This is a genomic window from Paenibacillus sp. JT22N15, from assembly GCF_059383755.1.
Window position 1 is genome coordinate 378,669 of record NZ_JBXENV010000001.1, and the last position, 18,204, is coordinate 396,872.

Genomic DNA, 18,204 nt, shown 5'->3' on the forward strand with positions numbered 1-18,204 from the left:
TTGCCTCCTCTTTCGATTTGTGAATAATCGTCTAAACAGCCGACTTGCTGGATCTATGTTCTTGTTTGCTCCACTCCAGCAAAACTTCCTTAAGCGACTCTTGTACAAGCAACAGCTCCGCCTCCGAATGAGCATCCGAGAAGACGAAAAATCCCTTCGTAAAAATCCCCTGCTGAGCGAGCCGCTTCATCATATAAGCGCGGAAGGGATCACGGTAAAAGTCCTGCTCCGCCCGCGACCTCAGGCAGAAGCTCGCATAGGTGCCGTGCAGGGCCAGCTCCTCTGTCAGTCCCAGCACATCCAGCTGCGCCTGCAGCTCTGTCATCAGCTTCTGCGTACCGCCGCGCCAGCTTGGCCAGCTCGGTGCCGCCTGCATCAGCTTCTCGCAGGCAATAAGCGCTGCCAGTGCAATCGTCTCGCTCGAATGGGCGCTGCTGAACTTGACCTGCCCACATAGCCGCATAATCGGCTCTGAGCCTAGTACGACGCCCAGCGGCAGGCCATTGGCCAGCCCCTTCGACAAGCAAAGAATATCCGGCCACAGCCCGTATTCGCCTGCGGTCGCCTGCTTGCCCATTCTTGCGCCAGATGTTACCTCGTCAAATATGATTAGAATGCTGTGGCGTGCGGCCAGCTCCATCACCTTGGCCAGCTCCTCGCGCTGCCACTCGTTCGGACATAACACGATGCAGGCCAGCTGGTCGCCATGCCGGCGCACCTCGTCTTCGATCCGCCGCAGACTTGCATGCGGCACCCAAACGGTACTGCTGCGGATTTCCGCCGGAATCCCCATCGCTTCCGCGTCTCCGCCGTAATAGCCATAGGCTGACCAATCGCTCCAGCCATGGTAAGCCGTCGACATCACCTTTGGCCTGCGGGTGTAAGCTCTTGCCAGCCGGACTGCGCCGCTAACTGCATCGGCTCCGCCTTTGCAGAAGCGCAGTGCTGCATAACGCTGCTCAAAGCGGGCGAGTATAAGCTCCGCTGCCGTCAGCTCTACATCAGCGGGCACCGAGAAGCTTGTCCCTTTGGCGAGCTGCTTTACAATCGCCGCTTGCACTTCCTCACGGGCATGTCCCCATGAGGCGGTGCCCATCGCCATCTCGCAATCGAGCCACTCATTGCCGTCGATATCGATAAATCTGGATTGTCTGGCTTCTACGCAGCAGATGGCCGTTTCGCCGGGGAATAAGCGCTCTGGCGTCTTTGCCAGCGTGCTGCATCCGCTCGGAATCAATTGCTGCACGCGCTCCAACCATTGCAGGCTTTGAGTAAATACCGCCTGCTCCTCTCTCGTCTTCATGGTTTCTCCTCCATTTAGCGCGTACTAGCGCACCTTAGTTCCTGGCCAGCAGCTTTCATAAATCCGGTCGATGGAGATGACATTGCCATAGAGGTCAATGATCAAATCCTGTGCCCGGTGGGCGTGGCGCATTTCAATCCAGTAGCGGTTTTCCAGCAGACGCGTGAAGTTGTCTACGAGGAACAGCAGACGGCTGCGGCTCTGAATAAGCTCCTTGCCCAGCACCTGCGGCAGCCAAATCGCCCCATTCGAGTTGAAGCGGTTCGAATAGTCGTACACCTCGGTCAGCGTAGCGAATTCTGCCTCGCGAAGCTGGCTCCAGAACATATCCGCATCGCTGCGCACTTCTGCCAAATCGACGCCAATCATCGGCAGCGATGCCGCTGCTGCATCCTGCTGCTCCAGATGCGACTTCAGATGGTCAAACATGAACGGCCAAATATCGGCCTTGATGTCGCTGCCCCATTTTTTCCAGAAGCGGGCCAGGTTGTTTTTGCGATTGAAGCTGCGGTGGATGCCGCTGCTGCGCTCCCAGTGATAGGCCAAAACTTCCGGATTAATAACGATGTCATAGCCGGCTGCACGCGCTCTCATCTGGTAATCGAAATCCTCGTAGCCGTTGAAGAACTTTTCATCAAGCAGCCCCACCTTCTCATACACTTCGCGCTTCATGCCAAACATTGCGAAAATGACGAGCTGCACGGAAAACGTCTGCTTCGGAATATCCATTGGCGACGCGTTTAGAAATAGATGACGGCCAATCGTATCCGCAAATGCAATGCCGCAATGCTGGACGCCGCCTGTTTGCGGATACAGCAGCACGCCGCCTGCCATGCCGATTTCATCGCTGCTGTCCAGCGTTTCGCTCATGAGCTGCTGCCAATTGTGATTCAGAATCGTGTCGGAATCGAGAAAATAAATATATTGCCCCTGTGCAATTTTTAGCGCGCTATTAATAGAAACGGCGCATCCAAGCGGATAGTCGTGCTGCAAAATCTCCACCGTCACGCCTTCCTTGCACTCTGACTGAAGCTTATCCAAATGCTGTCTGACTGCTGTGCCGGAACCGTCATTGATGAAGATAATCTGGGTGGATGGGCTTACTGTCCGCAGCAATGAATCCGTAAATAAGTTCAAAATGTTATAATCCTGGTTTACTGGCACAATAACTGTGTGTAGCATGTAATCTCCTCCACGTGATTTATAGTTTCAACATCGTTCGACGCCAGCTGCCCTCCCTTTATTTCGACTCGACTCTATCTAATTTTGGAATTTATGACGTGTGACTGGAATAGAATCTGGTTACAGTGTATGTTTATGCACCTTGCTGTGTAAATCTCAATATCTGAACTCTATTAAATTTTGAACCTTTTCTGTCGATTGGTCGGTAAATTTGACAAGGGGTTTTAATTCGTTTTAACTAGAGATAACTGGTTTTTTTAATATAAGAATTTATAAGCTTCACACTTATAAATTCTTATATTTCTCGGATTGAAACGCGCCGCGCCGCCAAAGGACGGCGAAAGCCTTTCCACCTTGGCTGAGAATCATTTCGCAAAATTCATATAGATCGGAGCTATTTCAACATGTATCGCCACTTGGAACAATGTGTACTCGATTTGGAACAAAACGGACATCTCGTTCGAATAAAGGAAGAGGTCGACCCCCATTTGGAAATGGCGGCGATTCATATGAAGGTATTTGAAGCTGGCGGTCCCGCCCTATTGTTCGAAAATGTAAAAGGCTCCAAATTTCGTGCCGTCTCTAATTTGTTTGGAACGGTTGAGCGGAGCAAATTCATGTTCCGCCATACATGGGAGTCCACCCAGCGCGTCATCGATTTGCGCGGCGCCCCCATGAAAGCAATGAAAAACCCGTTTGGGCATATTGGAACGGGCCTTGCAGCATGGAAAGCGCTGCCGAAGCAAAGCTCAGGCAGCGTGCCAGTAGCGGCGCAGGAAATTCAAATTTCCGACCTGCCGCTTATTAAGCATTGGCCAGACGATGGCGGCGCTTTCGTAACGCTGCCGCAGGTGTTTACCGAGCAGCCGGGCAAGCCGGGACTGATGAATGCGAATCTCGGCATGTACCGCGTTCAGCTTAGCGGCAATGATTACGAGCTGAATAAGGAAATCGGCGTCCATTACCAAATTCACCGCGGCATTGGCATTCATCAGGATATGGCGAATAAGCTGGGCAGGCCGCTGAAGGTGAGCATCTTCGTTGGCGGTCCGCCAGCCCATACGCTTGCAGCTGTTATGCCGCTGCCGGAAGGCTTAAGCGAAATGACCTTTGCCGGCTTGCTCGCAGGACGCCGTTTCCGCTATAGCTACCGAGATGGATTTGTGCTTAGCAATGACGCAGATTTCGTCATTACTGGGGAAATTCATCCTGGAGAGACGAAGCCGGAAGGCCCATTTGGCGATCACTTGGGCTATTACAGCCTGACGCATCCGTTTCCGCTCATGAAGGTGCATAAAGTGTATGCAAAGCCCAATGCGATCTGGCCGTTTACGGTTGTCGGAAGACCTCCGCAGGAGGATACCGCCTTCGGAGCACTTATCCATGAGCTTACGGGAGATGCGATCAAGCAGGAAATTCCCGGCGTGAAGGAAGTCCACGCCGTCGATGCAGCAGGCGTGCATCCGCTGCTGTTCGCTATTGGAAGCGAGCGGTATACGCCGTATCAGCAGGTCAAGCGGCCAACGGAAATTTTGACGCTGGCGAACCGGATTTTGGGCACAGGGCAGCTCAGCCTGGCCAAATATTTATTTATTACGGCGGAGGACAAGCAGCCTGTAACGACGCATCATGAGGCGGAATTTCTCGCCTATGTGCTGGAGCGGCTGGAGCTGCGCCGGGATATTCATTTTTATACAAATACGACGATCGATACGCTGGACTATTCGGGTACGGGGCTTAATGAAGGCAGCAAGGTCGTTTTTGCCGCCTATGGAGAGAAGATTCGCGAGCTGTGCCGCGAAACGCCTGACGTGCTGAAGGAGCTGCGCGGATTTGAAAACGCGCGTCTCGTTATGCCCGGCGTCGTAGCCATTCAAGGTCCAGCATTCACGAGCTACGCCGATGCGAAGGCGCAATTGCAGAGCTTGAGCGAAGCAATTGCTGAGAAGGGACCTCTGCCTTCCTGCCCGATGATTGTTTTATGCGACGACAGCACGTTTTTAAGCGCGAAGGTGGATAACTTCCTGTGGGCTACGTTTACGCGCAGCAACCCTTCCCATGATATTTACGGGGTAAATAGCGGCTACGAGCACAAGCACTGGGCCTGTGATAACGTCATTATTGATGCGCGCACGAAGCCGCATCAAGCGCCGCCGCTCATCGCCGATCCAGCTGTGGAGAAACGGATTGAGCGTTTGTTCGCAGCCGGTGCGAGCCTCGGCGGGCTTAAGCTGTAGGCTGATTAAATGCCGCCGCATTATAAATAGACAAACAAAGGAGTACAGGCTCATGTCCTGTACTCCTTTGTTTTGCTCATCATGCGTTGATTCATTCGCTTTATAGTTGACAATGCGATTGTACAAAATAACTTTAATCTCGAATAATATAGCCTTGACCGGGCTCAAGCTCCACGAATCCAGCCATGTGGCGAGCTTGAAAGGCGACAGGCCGATCGCTGCCCATGAGGATGATATTTTGCAAATCAGCTGATCCATCTGCTGGCAAAATGAACGCTTTCGTATAAGCAAAAACCTCCCCAAGCGTCGTTTGAATGGCATGAATGAGCCTGTCCCGCTCCCCCCTGCCCATGAGATTCAAAAGGACAGCGCCACCTTCGCTGAGCTTGCTTCGAATTAAATGAAAAAACTCCAGTGACACAAGCTGCTTTGGCGTTCCCTGTCTGGTGAAAGCATCAACAATGACATAATCGTAAGCATGTTCCGCTTCTCCTTCCAGCAAAGCACGCCCATCTCCAATGACGACATTATCCTGATTATAGCCAAAATACAACCGGCTCAGCTCTACGACTGTCTCATCAAGCTCGGCTACCTTGAACGTTTTATCTTCAAAATAACGGGCGATCGTGCCGATGCCATGACCGATGAGAAAAACTTTTTCAAAAGCCGCTTGATTGCTTTCCATCAGATGAATGATCGCTCGTGGATATTCGAACAATATACGTCCGGGGCGTTCCAGATCAAGCGCGCCCTGCGTCGCATCTCCAGAAAATTGCAGGACGCGAAAGCGCCCTTTTTCCCCATCCAGCTCTGTCGTGTCGTAGACGGCAATTTCGTGATGAGCGGTTCGCTCCTCAAACCATAGTTTCACTTGTTTATCCGCATCAAAAATCACTAAACGTCATATCCATCGCTTCAATCATAAAATCAATTAATCCCCCAGCTTTAGTATCATCTTTCGCCAGTCCGATAAACTCCGTAACTTTGCGGTCTATCCGATCGGCATTACCAGCCATTTCATCAAGTTCTTCTTGCGAAATCATACTGCCATCATCGTTTTCATCCATTACCGTTTTCGAGAAAGCCAGCATAAGGCTGCGCACCTGTTCCCAGACTTTTTGAAGCTCATCAACGTCAGCATAACGACTGTTCATCTTTTTTTCAATATTGCCTACAACATAACTGTGAATCACTGCCCTATACTCAAGATTATAATTAGCCGCAAATTCTTGCCACATGGTGCCTTTTCCACTCTTTACGTAATTATAATCTATCACTTCACTAAGGATATCTCCCAAAAGTTCGTCATATATCTTAACCTTCTCTGCAAGCTCGTCATGACCAGCCAACATGTGAACAATATCTTGGTCGAAGCATTGCCCTAGAAGATACATTAAGCTTTTATGGAGATAGGTTGAATAATCCATAAAAATCGCAGTGGAATCGTAGGTGTTTACATATTTCAAGCTGTTCTTTTCTAACATCTTGCTGCTGCAGATGAGTGCTGCCAAATGCTCGATTTTTATTTCATCATCATCCAGGTTGGCGATCTCGTTATAAATCAATGCGGCCTCCCCCGTAACTCCTGCAATACTTTTGCTGCCATCGGTACGATTTAGCAGGTCATCAAGCCAGAGCAGCGGGACAAAATACTGATGGTCACTAAAATACACCGAGGCCCATGTCAGGGACCCGCCGTTGGCTCCCGCTCTGGCATCCTTATAGTTTCCGATAATGATAATATCCTTTTCACCGTCATGATTGATATCTTTAAAGCTAACTGCAAGAATATCCTCCAGCTCATAACGGGATGCGCTGTTGCGAGGGAGCCGATATTCCGCTTTGCCATCCTTATTGATTAGATAAAATCGCTGCTCCCCTTTATGATTAGCATTAGAATACCCGCTTACAAAATGCACCGCGCCCCAGTCCTGAAGCTCCGCCTCAAAGGATTGCTCCTCAATAATGATTAGCCCTTCGTCTTGCAGTTGAGCAAGTGTTTTTCCAACATACGACTGCTGCTCATCTTCATTCTCCTCCTCTAAATCAGCCGTATCTACGAATTGTGTTTCCTGATTGGTCGGTTGAAATGAATTATTTTGCGTGACATTTCCTGCTTCTTCACTGCTGCCAATTGGCGATGTAGTTGTCGATACTTCCGGAACGGCTTCTGTTTGAACGGATGCGGACAAATCGTCCTCTGCTTTATTGGATGAACATCCTGCCAATGCGATAATGATGGTCAGCATTCCTGCTGCCATGACGAACTTGAATTTCTTGCTCATTATTTCCCCCATGTTTACTTATCATTTTCTTATTTTCTAAAGCCCTACTCTTAAAATTCGACATGATTTTCATAGCTCCTTCCTTAAATTGGAGATAATACGATCCAGATGAAGCAGCAGAGCGGATTAAGCAATCGTCCGATTAGAGCGCATTCCGCTCAATTTCAAAGCCCAGGTCTTGAATCATTTGATGGTCAATCGAAATGTCCTGGCCCTCTGTCGTCAAATAATCGCCGACGAACAGCGAATTTGCCGCATATAATGCTAAAGGCTGGAGCGATCGCAGACTGTGCTCCCGTCCGCCAGCAACGCGAATTTCCCGCGACGGGCAGATTAATCGAAACAGGGCCAGCACCTTTAAAGCTTGCAGTGGCGGCACGCAGCCCGCAGCTGCAAGCGGCGTGCCTTGTATCGCATGAAGAAAGTTAATTGGAATCGAATCCGCTTCAAGCTCGCGTAAAGCAAAGGCCATTTCAACGATCTCCTCGTCTGTTTCCCCCATTCCGATAATGACGCCCGAGCACGGCGATAGACCGTGGGCTTTAGCGGTTTGCACCGTGTGGACACGCTGCTCATATGTATGTGTCGTAGTAATGGAAGAGTAGTGCTTCTCGCTCGTATTCAAATTATGATTGTATCGATGAACGCCCGCATCAGCTAAACGCTTCGCCTGCTCCTCTTTCAGCAGCCCCAGACAGGCACAAATTTTCAGCGGCATCGTCGCGCGAATTTCCTCAACCGCTTCTACCACTTGGCTGAGCTCCTTATCTGTAGGTCCCCTGCCTGCTGCAACTATGCAGTAGGTTCCCGCTTTGCGAGCCAATGCTTCGTGTGCGCCAGCTAGCAGTGTCGTTTTATCAAGCATGGTATATTTGGGGATAGGGGCGGTCGACACAATCGATTGGGAGCAGTAGCCGCAGTCCTCTGGACAGTTGCCGCTTTTCGCATTAATCAGCATATTTAGCTTTACCTTTCTGGCAAAAAAATGCTGCCTCACTGAAAATGCTGCCTGCAAAAGCGGAAGCAGCTCCTCCTGCTGCGCCCCAAGAATAGACCGTCCCTCCGCTAACGTTAAACATTGTCCAGCAAGCGCTTTTTGCGCCATCGCCTCCCACTTGCTCCCATTAAGCTGTTGCTCCATCATCATACGACCTTCCTTCCCACCAAATAAAAAGCTGCACCACTTTTATTCGGACATGTATCTATTATTTTAAATCCGATAAAATTGTTAACCTAAATAAATAAAATTTGGTTAACAATTAATCTTTGTTATTTTAGCAAAACATGCCTCCTCTGTAAAGATCGCCTTCATTTCTTTCCTGAGCACGGCATAACAAAAAGACTGTCCCCTTGCAGCTTGCACTGCGAAAGAAACAGCCTTCGGTATTGCTTAAAACCTGCATAATTACTCGATTAAAAAGGCTTAGCCTGCTTGAACGCCTTTCAAATAAGCTTCGAGCTGGTCGAACGTGCCGCCAAAGCCTTGTCTCATGGAATCGAACATGTCCATGAAAAATTGGCGTTCTGCCTCCGTCGCATTAATCGGCCCTCCAAGCAAGGTAAGAATAGTTTTGCCATCCTGCTCGGTAAACGTTAACGTATTGGAAATTTCAATCGGGAATGTTTCGCTGAAAGGAGCACGTACGGCATTGCCATCCTTGTCCGAAAAAGAGTTAACGAAAACGATTTTTTCCGGCTCCACGATTTCTCCAAAAACAAATCTGCCCCACATTTCAGCACCATCCGGTGCCGTCATCTTGTAATGGAACATGCCGCCTGGTCTAAAATCCAGCTTGGCATAGCTAATTTCCAGTCCAGTCGGTCCCCACCATTTTTTCAAATGCTCGACCTCAGACCATACTTTAAATACGAGCTCGCGCGGCGCATCCAGTTCTCTTGTAATTTCTAATTGATCAGCCATGTTCATCCTCCGTCTTTAGCTTAGTAATCGATTGCTGGGCTTGTGCTGCCTTTTGCTTCTGAAGCTCCTTCAAATAAGCCTCCAAATTGTCAAAGCGCTGCTCCCACATGCTGCGGAACGTCTCCGACCATTCATTCAATTGCTGTAAAGATTGTGGCCGCAGCTTGTAAATTCGCTTATTGGCAGCCGGCTGCACCTCAACCAGGCCCGCGTCGCTGAGTACGCGAAGATGCTTCGACGTCTGGGGCTGGTTCAGCTCCAGCTGCTCGGCAATAGCTCCTACGGGCAGCGGCCCGTCACGCAGAAGCTCCACGATACTCAGGCGGTTCGGCTCGGCTAAAGCGCTGAAGGTCATCGCTTTCATCATCATAAATCTACTCCAGACTTGTTATCCATTAAAGTATACTCCAAAAGGAATATTCCTGTAAATGCATATTTAATTCAAAATGTTTTGCAGGTATTCTCTTCATCATAACAAGCCGAGCCGATTTGTACCACAGCAGAAGGAAAATAAACAAAAGAAACGGCCGTCCACGGAAAAATACCGCGAACGACCGACTTGTTTGCCCAATATTATCCTGATTAATCTACTAATAGGACAAAATTTATTTAAACTAACATTCTTCTAGTAGAAGACTAAAGAATATTAGCGCTTCCCCACAGAACCGAGATAATGTCTGCTATTTTCCCTGCAGGCGTTAAGCTCAAAATGAATTCTCCTAGATCAAGAATGACGCCGCCCAGATCTGCCCAAGAGAAATTGCCCCCAAATGAATTGTAAATAGCGCGGAACTTCCATAGCAAGGAGTTATAAAGTGAAACAGCATCCCCCGCAACATTAAGCTTTCTGAAAATCAATTGCGCAATAGACCAAGCTGCATCAGCAAGACTCGACGTACCAGTAAAAGCATTGTATAACATAATCCAATTTCCTCCTAAAAAATATGTTTTTGACTACAAACACATCGTAACCTGATTATTACTATTTTTTTTCGAATCTATTCGAACTAGTAAGTTTGATACTTAAAACAATCATTTACCAATACGTAATGGTAAAAAATCTATTCTAAATAATCAATATTGATTAGTTTGGGCATTTTTGTTATTATTAATTTCAAGATGAAAGGGGGTGAATGGGTTGAAAAAACCATGGTTAGCTATATTACTTTCTTTTATTTATCCGGGTCTTGGGCATTTATATTTAGGATATGTAAAAAAGGGAATTATTTTGCTTGTTGTTGAATTTATTTCTATTCTACTTATTTCAGTCGTTGTCGGAATTTTCTTATACCCTATTATCTGGATATACAGTATTATTAACGCTTATCAATTATCCACAAAATCGCAAGCGGCTTCATAGTTCGGCCATGCTTCCATATCCATTGAAGGGTAATTCAAATGATGAATTTTCGAAAAAAATTGATTTTATTTTTCTGCATGTTGTCCTTTATTTTTTTTCTAATCGGCTTTTTTTCGCCAGGACAATCTGAACATCATGAAATAAGTCAACTAGGCTTCAATGATGCTCTATTTATCTTTATTTTCAATAGTATCAATCTATTAATCTGGTTCATGCTTTCTTTGACGGGCTTGTCCCCATTGCTTATATTAAAAGCGATTTTCGGCATGGGCACAGGCTGGCATGCGTTGTCTATCTCTCCTTTACTCTATTACAGCACTTCATTTTCACATGGGGTTTTGGAATGGATCGCCTGTCTTATCGTCTTTCTTTTTACAATCGATCATCTTTATCATTTAACTTCATATTTCAGGAAAAAAATCTCTTATGAACAATTGAAAAGCTTTTATTGGGTGACTGTAAAGAAAACGATTCCAACGGCCCTTTTCATACTTTTCGCCGCAGCTTTTTTTGAGGTATATGTATCTAATAGGCTGTTGCTCATTCTAGTTCAATAAGAAGGGTGTCCTATGATTTATAAAACGACTTTACCTTTTCTAAGGCTGAGTACCTCATCGGCAATACTAGAAGATGAGAACGGCAGCCCTGTTGGGAGCATGCAGCGTTATTACTCAAATAAGAAACAGAAGCTCATGAATTATTTATTCGATAATATGGTGAATAATGTACATGCCTACGATGAAGATAACAATCTACTCGTTGATATTAAAGAAATAAACACAATAAAAACGCTTGTAACAGAAAAATGGCATGTGCATATTGGTCAAGATCAGTTCGTTTGCGAGAAAAAAACAAAAATCAAAACCAATCCTCAATTTTTATATAAAAAGTATAATGAAGAGATTTGGATCAAAAAAGATTTTGCTGATAAAGCTGTCCGCTTTACTTTAAATGGACAGATCATTGCTGAAGCTGTACCAGACGGGCTAATACCGCCGAAATCCAATCATATTACATTCAAAATATTCGACTCTCGATTTGAAGTTCATGAAATTGCGTCTTTATATTATGTTTTTTCTCTAAAAAATAGCTAATATTTAGGAGTTAATTATGAATATTCAATTGGTGCATAATCGACTGATTATTGCGAAAAGAGATCAGATTGTTTACCTAGACCTGTCTGAAATTATTTTTATTGAGCGTATTGGACAAAAAACCTTGATTCACACGGATACACAAGAAATTTATGTGTATGTCTCTTTGAAAGATTTAATGGGCATATTGCCCGATATGTTTGTAAGATCGCATAAGTCTTTTATAGTAAATGTCTTCAATTTAAAAGAGCTCAATTTTTTCAACCGTAATACATATGAAGCTTACTATAAAAACCGTAAAACCGCTTTAGTAAGTAAACGTGTAATACGACAATCTATTACATTGAACCAGGTGGGAACCCAGTGACCATTCATCCATTACAAATCGAAAATTTGAGCAAGACCATTCGGGGAAAAAGCATATTGCAAAATATTTCACTTGAGGTAAGAAGAGGCGAAATTTTCGGATTGCTCGGGCCCAATGGAGCAGGTAAAACAACGCTATTTCGCCTAATTGCCAACCTGATATTTCCAACACAAGGCTCCATATATATTAATGGAATAAATGCTAATCAAAATCATGTACTCGCCGCGAAACATATCGGGGCTATCATTGAAACACCGCATATGTACCCTTTTTTAACTGCCTATCAAAATCTAGTTCATTTTTCTCTCTACAGCCAACAGGAACCAGATAAAAACAGCATTTTGGAAATTTTAAAAGTCGTCGGCCTGCAAGAAGCTGCAAGAAAAAAAGTGAAAACCTTCTCGCTAGGGATGAAACAAAGGCTCGGACTAGCACAGGCGCTGCTCCATAATCCCGACCTTATTTTGCTTGATGAGCCAACCAATGGCATGGACCCTGTCGGTATGAAGGAGTTCCGAGATTATCTCCATCATTTGACCAAGGAGCAGAACAAAACCGTCATTATTTCAAGCCATTTGTTAAATGAAATGGAAATGATTTGTGATCGTGTGGCGTTTATAGTGGATGGTGAAGTCAAATCGATTGAATCCATGCAAAAAACAGAAAACGTTAGGCAAGTCGTTACAATAGAGATAGACTCAACCGATCGAGCGTTACCATTACTTCATAAGCATGAACGAACGTCGAACTTGCTCAAGGTGGAGGAATCCGAATTGGTTTTCCTGTTGCTACGCGAAGAAATTTCGGAAATGCTTTATCTCCTTATTCATCATCAGATCCATGTATATGCTGTTCAAAGCAAACAGTTGAGCCTGGAAGACAAGTTCATGAGCTTGACAGAGGAGGCTTCCATTGATAAGGCTTATAAGAGCAGAGCAAATTAAAATATACAGCCGTCCTATGGTATGGGCCATGGCTATCATTTTTGTAATCATTGTTATTATGACGGCACTGTTTAATATCGATAAAAGGAACGATTCTCAAACAGACGATTGGAAAACCGTTATAAACGAAGAAAACCAATTGTTAAAAGAACAAATGAAGGAAGCTCCAGAGGATGTTCTTCCCTATTTAAATTCACAAATTCAACGTAACGAGTATGCCTTGGAAAATGGAGTGTCTCCGGATCGCATGACATCTTGGAAATTTTTAAGCCTGGTCTCCAATTTTCTTCCATTCGTCACGTTATTTACGCTTATAGTTGCCAGTGATATCGTAGCTAGTGAATTTAAATGGGACACCATGAAGCTGCTGCTCATCCGTCCAGTTCGCCGCTATAAAATATTGTTAGCGAAATATTGTTCCGTCCTTATGTTCTCAGCCTTGCTTATCTGTATGATTTTTCTTTCATCTTGGATTATTGGTTCCCTTTTATTTGGGGTCGATGGTGCTTCAGAGCCATTCATATTTTCAAAGGATAAACAAAATTATGAACACATCCCTATGGTTATGCATGTGTTCCTATCATATGGATTAAAAATGATTACCCTTTGCGTTATTGTCACTATGGCATTTGTCATCTCTATACTGTTTCGAAGCAATTCTCTCGCCATTGCATTCTCTGTGTTTATCTTGTTTGGCGGCAATATGATCTCTGCCTTCTTAAGTCGAATTCAACCGGAATTCGCAAAATATTTTTTATTTTCTCATTTGAATCTTGAGGCTTATTTTACAGGCACCCCAATAGTAGAAGGTGTTACCCTTCCATTTTCATTGATCATTCTGTCCGGTTATATGCTATGCTTTTACGCCGCCGGCTGGGCCGTATTCACTAGAAGGGAAATGGGCTAATACTCGCGTATAAACAAATAGGGCAATTCCTAAAGTCATCTTGCATGACAGCAGGAATTGCCCCTATTTATGACTGCCCCGGCAACCAGGGGGCCGTTCTATTATTTAAACGCCCTCGCGGCGTTCACTGCTTTTTTCCAGCCGGTATAGAGCTTTTCTTTACGCTCTTCCTCCATGGCGGGCTGGAATGCCCGCTCCTTGTGCCATTGCTCCATAATTTCCTCGCGGCTGGTCCAGAAGCCTACCGCCAGTCCCGCTAAATAGGCAGCGCCTAGTGCCGTCGTCTCTGCATTGACCGGACGCTCGACCGGAACGCCGAGAATATCGCTCTGGAACTGCATGAGGAAGTCATTTTTCACGGCTCCGCCATCGACGCGCAGCGTTTTCAGCGTTAGCCCAGAATCAGCCTCCATAGCCGCAAGCACATCGCGCGCCTGGTAAGCGAGCGCCTCAAGCGTTGCTCTAATAAAATGCTCCTTGGTCGTGCCGCGTGTCAGCCCGAATACCGCCCCGCGCACGTCGCTATCCCAATAAGGCGTGCCTAGTCCAACAAACGCCGGAACGACATAAACGCCTTCCGTTGAATCGACGCGCGCGGCGTACTGCTCGCTGTCCGTCGCATTTTGCAGCATGCGCAGGCCATCCCGCAGCCATTGAATAGCAGAGCCCGCTACAAAAATACTGCCCTCCAGTGCATATTCAACCTTTCCGTCTATCCCCCACGCGATTGTGGTCAGCAAGCCATGCTCGGACACCACTGCTTTTTCACCCGTGTTCATCAGCATGAAGCAGCCTGTGCCGTAAGTGTTTTTTGCCATGCCTTCCTGGTAGCAGGCTTGACCGAACAAGGCCGCTTGCTGGTCGCCTGCGATGCCGGAGATTGGAATTTTGCAGCCGAAAAAATGATATTCGTCGGTATAGCCGTAGACCTCAGAGGAAGGACGTACTTCTGGAAGCATATTAGCTGGTACCGATAGCAGCTCCAGCAGCTCTTCATCCCATTTTAACTCGTTAATGTTATACATCAGTGTGCGCGAAGCATTGGAATAATCCGTCACATGGACTTTGCGCCCGGACAGGCGCCAGATCAGCCACGTATCGACCGTTCCGAACATCAGCTCGCCGCGCTCAGCCTTCTCACGCGCGCCCTCCACATGGTCAAGAATCCATTTCACCTTGGTGCCTGAGAAATAAGCATCAATAAGCAAGCCCGTCTTGCTGCGGAACAACGGCTCGTGGCCATCAGCCTTAAGCTGCTCGCAAATCTCTGCCGTTTGGCGCGATTGCCAGACGACGGCATTGTAAATCGGAATTCCCGTCTCGCGATCCCATACAATCGCCGTTTCACGCTGGTTTGTAATGCCGATTCCAGCAATCTGCTGCGTTTTAATGCCTGATTCAGACAAACAGGCGGCAATGACAGCCAGTATAGAGCCCCAAATTTCATTGGCGTTATGCTCGACCCAACCTGATTTTGGAAAATATTGCTTAAACTCCTGCTGGGCCGTATGAACCTTTTCCCCTTTTTTATTAAATAAAATAGCTCGCGAGCTTGTCGTGCCTTGATCGAGCGCCAATATATATTTTTCCATCAATTCAATAACCTCCTGATTTACACGTTCCACAGCGCCGCATTGCTGGATGAAACCGCAATAGCACCAGAACCGAACAAAGCGGGCAAATCCTCACGTGTATGCACAAAGCCGCCCAAAATAATTTCCGTATTCGTCTCCTGCCTGATTTTGCCGACCATAGAGTGGGCGAAGCTTGGCAGCAACTCGATGTAATCGGGCTTCACATGCGCAGCCGTATTAATAATCGTCTTGACCGAATGCGAGTCAATGAGAAATCCGCGTTGAATAGCGGCCAGCCGATGTTTCTTAGCAAGCAGAAGGCTGGACGTTCTCGTGCTGATGACGCCATCAATCTTGATCGCCTTGGCTAAATAATGAATAGATGCCTCATCGTCCTTAATGCCTTTGACCATATCCAGATGCAAGAACAGCTTTTTCCCCGCGCTTCGCACCGCATCCGCAATGCCTTGCAATTGGATTAGCTCACCCTCTAGCAAAAATAAGATGGGCTGCGGCGAGGCAAGCGCCTGCTCTAGTTCCTTGAAATTCCGAATGGCCGGAATGACCGTATTCGGCTGCATGCCTGTTCCCTCCCTACTCGCAATCATTCACGGCTGCCCGGATTACTGTGAAGGCTGTCAAGCTGTAAACGATTTCAACGGCTATAAATTAAAAAAAGCCGACAGAAAGAATGTATACACCCCATATTTGGAATTTATATACTCAATCCAGCGGCTGTTCTCATTAGTCTCACAGCGAGTTTTATTTACTTGTCAGTGACGATTATAATATACTCCGATCAAGCTGTAAACCCACTCATTCCTTATGAAAGTGCCAGAAGGCCAAGCGCTTCCAGTTCCTCAAGTGCTTCCTCAGCGTCTCGCTCCGGATTCAGGCTGGCGATGAGTTCTTTTGTTATTTCGGCACCTTCAAAAACCGCGCGCACGGCTGCCAAATCCAGCTCCTCCTCAAAGTAGCCTTGCGCCCACTCCTGATAGCTTTCCGGGGAATCGCACAAATAGCCTAGGAGAAAATCCGCTCCATCTTCCCAACCACCCGGCTGCTCATATTCGCTGCTGTGCCACACGGAATTTCCATTTTCCCACCATATGCAGAAGGTAACATCCTCATAGGTGAAAGCCACATCCTGTATACGATGCAGCAGCGCTTCCGGCACCTCATCATAAATACCCGGCCAAGTGCCGTATTCCTCCTGCGCATGCGGACTGTAGGGTGATTCATGGTCGAAGCCTTTGATAATGGCTCCTTCCGGTGCAAAAACGACAAATACAACATCGCCCGCTCCATTGTTCAAGCTGCCCATCGTTTCATCATCCGACCATGAGGAATCATAACGGTGAACGCGAAGCCATTCTTCCTCGCACATCATCAAATCCAGCGCAGCGAGTATGCGCATCTGCTTCTCCAGCCGCTCCGGTGCCGGCAACTTCGGCATATCCCATATCTTCATTCGTATCTGCCTCTTTCCCCATTAGCCAATTTATGCGCTGCTTTCCTTTAAAAGAGTCTTCATATATTTCCCATTATACAACAAAAGCATTGGAAGTTCCGCCTGATTTCATACGCGAAAGCCTGCAGCGTTTTTTCAAGTGGCTGGAAAAGATTTATTTCAGCCAAACTATTTTACGCTACACTACGAATATATAAATAAGCGGCATAAATTGTCGAGCAGCATAACGTTTTAGGAAAAGAGAGGGCGCATGGAGACGGAAGCAGCATGGATTAAGCAAATCCAAAAACAATCAAGCGAGGCAGCAGCGAACGCGCTGGTCCGCCATTATTACAAAGAAATGTACAGCTATGTGTTTAGACAGACGACGAATAAACAGCTGTCCATGGATCTCACACAGGACATCTTCATCCATATGCTGCAGGCGATTGGGCGTTATGACGGAGGCAAGGGTTCGTTCCGGGCATGGCTGTACAAGCTTGCGACGAACCGGATCGTTGACTATTACCGCTCGCGGTACTATCGCTACGATCAACGAACGACAGCGATGGATGAAGAAATTGCCGAGGAGGAGGATTTCACGCTGGAAATTGAGCAAAAAGAACAGGTCGAAGCTGTTTTGCAGCTTGTAAACGAGATGGATGCTGCCGCTCAGCATATTTTCCGGCTCAAATTTTTCGCCGAATATACGTTTGCCGACATTGCGCCGCTGCTGCATATGCCGGAATCGACCGTCAAAACGAAATATTATACGATGCTCAGAAAGCTGAAAAACAGATTGGGAGACGATTACGATGAAAACCGATAAAACGGAGACGATTGAGCTGCCAAGCGAGCTGGAAATCGAGCAGCAAATCAATCTAATTGTGGCACGGGGGCTTGTGCCGAAGCAAACCTTTTCAGCCTACTTGCGCTTAATGTATACCCGTCTTGGCTTTCGTTATATGTTTCATGACTGGACGGAAATTGCCTTTGCGCTTGCTTCCGGCTCTCTGCTTATGCTATTCGCCCTATTTTTAGAATCAAGCCATTCGCAGGTCATAGAGGAGGATATTTATGCCGCTATCTTTATCGGGTCGCCCGTCATCTACCTCCTTGTATCCACCCTCTTCTTCGTTCGCCGCAAGCATAGCGATACGTATGAAACGGAAATGGTGTGCAAATACAATGTGTATCAGCTTGCTTCGCTGCGGATGCTGGCTTTTAGCCTCATCTGTTTGGCGCTGAATGTAGCACTCGTGCTTGCTGCTTCCGCTATGTTTCAGCACATTCACCTGCTGTTTGCGCTGGCGCTGTCAGCTTCGTCACTGTTTCTGTTTTCCGTTGTTTTTCTGTATATCATACTACGCATTCGCTCGGACATAACGAAATACGCCCTGATCTCGCTCTGGTTTGCCGGCAATATCGGTTTGAAGGCTTTGTTTAGCACAGAGTATATACAGCTGCTTCAAACGATTCCTGTCTCCGTTTATTTGCTTTTAACAGCTGTCTGCGGGGCGTTATATATCAAAAACCTAAACCAATTGCGAAAACTACAAAATCCGGAAGGAGCGATTTAA

At 46.7% G+C, this 18,204-nt stretch carries 20 protein-coding genes; 9 read left to right on the plus strand and 11 right to left on the minus strand.

Translation table 11 applies throughout. From position 1 onward, the window contains the following. Nucleotides 1-31 precede the first annotated feature (31 nt). Together AC50X8_RS01645 and AC50X8_RS01650 are read right to left on the minus strand one after the other, a co-directional pair. Nucleotides 32-1,303 carry an aminotransferase class III-fold pyridoxal phosphate-dependent enzyme gene (locus tag AC50X8_RS01645; RefSeq protein ID WP_494858131.1) on the minus strand — a complete coding sequence of 424 codons (1,272 nt, stop codon included), beginning with the start codon at nt 1,301-1,303 and terminating at the stop codon, nt 32-34. 24 nt (nt 1,304-1,327) lie between these two features. Next, complete coding sequence (locus tag AC50X8_RS01650) at nt 1,328-2,485, minus strand: glycosyltransferase family 2 protein (RefSeq protein ID WP_099519552.1); 1,158 nt, start codon at nt 2,483-2,485, stop codon at nt 1,328-1,330. 404 nt (nt 2,486-2,889) lie between these two features. Here AC50X8_RS01650 and AC50X8_RS01655 point away from each other — a divergent pair, with 404 nt between their 5' ends. Next, a complete protein-coding gene (locus AC50X8_RS01655) occupies nt 2,890-4,722 on the plus strand; it encodes a UbiD family decarboxylase (protein WP_494858128.1) in 1,833 nt (610 codons plus the stop codon). 133 nt (nt 4,723-4,855) lie between these two features. Here the strand turns inward: AC50X8_RS01655 and AC50X8_RS01660 are convergent, their stop codons facing one another. The 6 genes from AC50X8_RS01660 to AC50X8_RS01685 form a co-directional block, all read right to left on the minus strand. Continuing rightward, nucleotides 4,856-5,593 carry a spermidine synthase gene (locus tag AC50X8_RS01660; RefSeq protein WP_056032794.1) on the minus strand — a complete coding sequence of 246 codons (738 nt, stop codon included), beginning with the start codon at nt 5,591-5,593 and terminating at the stop codon, nt 4,856-4,858. A 13-nt stretch (nt 5,594-5,606) separates the two neighbouring features. After that, nucleotides 5,607-7,007: a hypothetical protein gene (locus AC50X8_RS01665; RefSeq protein WP_494858124.1), complete on the minus strand. Its 1,401-nt coding sequence runs from the start codon at nt 7,005-7,007 to the stop codon at nt 5,607-5,609. A gap of 142 nt (nt 7,008-7,149) precedes the next feature. Beyond that, entirely contained in the window at nt 7,150-8,148 is a 999-nt protein-coding gene (bioB, locus tag AC50X8_RS01670; RefSeq protein WP_494878680.1) for a biotin synthase BioB, read from the minus strand. A gap of 282 nt (nt 8,149-8,430) precedes the next feature. Continuing rightward, on the minus strand, nt 8,431-8,928 hold the full coding sequence (locus AC50X8_RS01675; RefSeq protein ID WP_494878267.1) for an SRPBCC family protein: 498 nt from the start codon (nt 8,926-8,928) through the stop codon (nt 8,431-8,433). Next, a complete protein-coding gene (locus tag AC50X8_RS01680; RefSeq protein ID WP_494878685.1) occupies nt 8,921-9,292 on the minus strand; it encodes an ArsR/SmtB family transcription factor in 372 nt (123 codons plus the stop codon). The genes AC50X8_RS01675 and AC50X8_RS01680 overlap by 8 nt, the downstream gene beginning before the upstream one ends. Nucleotides 9,293-9,564: 272 nt before the next feature. Continuing rightward, on the minus strand, nt 9,565-9,849 hold the full coding sequence (locus tag AC50X8_RS01685) for a hypothetical protein (RefSeq protein ID WP_063892464.1): 285 nt from the start codon (nt 9,847-9,849) through the stop codon (nt 9,565-9,567). A 217-nt stretch (nt 9,850-10,066) separates the two neighbouring features. Between AC50X8_RS01685 and AC50X8_RS01690 the strand changes: the two genes are divergently transcribed. From AC50X8_RS01690 to AC50X8_RS01715, 6 genes are read left to right on the plus strand one after another with little or no spacing between them, the layout of a single operon-like run. Continuing rightward, on the plus strand, nt 10,067-10,288 hold the full coding sequence (locus tag AC50X8_RS01690) for a TM2 domain-containing protein (RefSeq protein WP_056029873.1): 222 nt from the start codon (nt 10,067-10,069) through the stop codon (nt 10,286-10,288). Nucleotides 10,289-10,326: 38 nt separating this feature from the next. After that, the gene (locus AC50X8_RS01695) at nt 10,327-10,845 is read left to right on the plus strand and encodes a hypothetical protein (protein WP_056029876.1); all 519 of its coding nucleotides are present in this window, start codon (nt 10,327-10,329) and stop codon (nt 10,843-10,845) included. A gap of 12 nt (nt 10,846-10,857) precedes the next feature. Further along, nucleotides 10,858-11,382, plus strand: a complete 525-nt coding sequence (locus AC50X8_RS01700; protein WP_494858119.1) for a tubby C-terminal domain-like protein — start codon at nt 10,858-10,860, stop codon at nt 11,380-11,382. 16 nt (nt 11,383-11,398) lie between these two features. Continuing rightward, the gene (locus AC50X8_RS01705) at nt 11,399-11,749 is read left to right on the plus strand and encodes a LytTR family DNA-binding domain-containing protein (RefSeq protein ID WP_056029882.1); all 351 of its coding nucleotides are present in this window, start codon (nt 11,399-11,401) and stop codon (nt 11,747-11,749) included. After that, nucleotides 11,746-12,693 carry an ABC transporter ATP-binding protein gene (locus AC50X8_RS01710; RefSeq protein ID WP_056029885.1) on the plus strand — a complete coding sequence of 316 codons (948 nt, stop codon included), beginning with the start codon at nt 11,746-11,748 and terminating at the stop codon, nt 12,691-12,693. Before AC50X8_RS01705 ends, AC50X8_RS01710 begins: the two co-directional genes overlap by 4 nt. Continuing rightward, on the plus strand, nt 12,662-13,600 hold the full coding sequence (locus AC50X8_RS01715; RefSeq protein WP_494858115.1) for a DUF2705 family protein: 939 nt from the start codon (nt 12,662-12,664) through the stop codon (nt 13,598-13,600). Before AC50X8_RS01710 ends, AC50X8_RS01715 begins: the two co-directional genes overlap by 32 nt. A 101-nt stretch (nt 13,601-13,701) precedes the next feature. On the opposite strand, the gene glpK is transcribed toward AC50X8_RS01715, so the two are convergent. The 3 genes from glpK to AC50X8_RS01730 all read right to left on the minus strand — a co-directional run bounded on the left by glpK (nt 13,702) and on the right by AC50X8_RS01730 (nt 16,645). Further along, the gene (gene glpK, locus AC50X8_RS01720; protein WP_494858771.1) at nt 13,702-15,192 is read right to left on the minus strand and encodes a glycerol kinase GlpK; all 1,491 of its coding nucleotides are present in this window, start codon (nt 15,190-15,192) and stop codon (nt 13,702-13,704) included. Between the two features lie 20 nt (nt 15,193-15,212). Continuing rightward, nucleotides 15,213-15,755 (minus strand): glycerol-3-phosphate responsive antiterminator, encoded by a 543-nt coding sequence (locus AC50X8_RS01725; protein WP_056029893.1) that lies wholly within the window; start codon nt 15,753-15,755, stop codon nt 15,213-15,215. Nucleotides 15,756-15,997: 242 nt separating this feature from the next. Further along, complete coding sequence (locus AC50X8_RS01730; RefSeq protein ID WP_494858111.1) at nt 15,998-16,645, minus strand: hypothetical protein; 648 nt, start codon at nt 16,643-16,645, stop codon at nt 15,998-16,000. 250 nt (nt 16,646-16,895) lie between these two features. On the opposite strand from AC50X8_RS01730, the gene AC50X8_RS01735 reads away from it, so the two are divergent. Together AC50X8_RS01735 and AC50X8_RS01740 are read left to right on the plus strand one after the other, a co-directional pair. Further along, nucleotides 16,896-17,453 carry an RNA polymerase sigma factor gene (locus tag AC50X8_RS01735; RefSeq protein WP_056029898.1) on the plus strand — a complete coding sequence of 186 codons (558 nt, stop codon included), beginning with the start codon at nt 16,896-16,898 and terminating at the stop codon, nt 17,451-17,453. After that, a complete protein-coding gene (locus tag AC50X8_RS01740; RefSeq protein ID WP_494878270.1) occupies nt 17,440-18,204 on the plus strand; it encodes a hypothetical protein in 765 nt (254 codons plus the stop codon). The genes AC50X8_RS01735 and AC50X8_RS01740 overlap by 14 nt, the downstream gene beginning before the upstream one ends.